The sequence below is a fragment of the Pseudomonas sp. SID14000 genome (assembly GCF_002165135.1).
GTDB lineage: Bacteria > Pseudomonadota > Gammaproteobacteria > Pseudomonadales > Pseudomonadaceae > Aquipseudomonas.
Genome location: NZ_NFZQ01000096.1, coordinates 1 through 454, shown reverse-complemented (window position 1 = coordinate 454; position 454 = coordinate 1). Strand labels below are relative to the sequence as shown.

General features: G+C 71.1%; 1 pseudogene. It reads left to right on the top strand.

Going from position 1 to position 454, the window contains the following annotated elements:
* Positions 1 to 340: pseudogene (locus CAY82_RS27530) on the top strand (hypothetical protein); the annotation flags it as partial.
* Between the last annotated feature and the right edge of the window lie 114 nt (positions 341 to 454).

Sequence of the window (454 nt, the reverse complement as noted above, 5' to 3'; positions counted from 1 at the left end):
CGGGCCGCGCGCCGTACAGGACACGGTCGTTGCGATGTGGGAGTGGCTGCGCAGCCGCCACCAGGACGACGCCAGCCCCTGGCATCCCGATCTTCTGCTCGCGCACCCCGGCGGGACCCGCGTGCTGGAGTACATGGAACAGACGATGCCCGACGGGTGGCCGACCGAAGTTCTCGCCTACAGCCGCGACAGCTACACGAGCGGCAACCGCGGCGGTGCGGCCGTGTTCGACATCCTGCGACGCGCGCACGACGCCGGCCAGAACGCCGGCAGCCGTACCGTGCTGTTCGCGGCGGCGCCGGGACTCACGGCCACGGCCATGGAGGGCGAGTGGCTGTAGCGCTACCGCGCCGCTCGTGCTCTCCGGTGGTGCTACCTGGCGAGTTCCGCCCAGACGACCTTGCCGGTGTCGGTCCACCGCACCCCCCAGTGGATGGTGAGCTTGTGGACGACG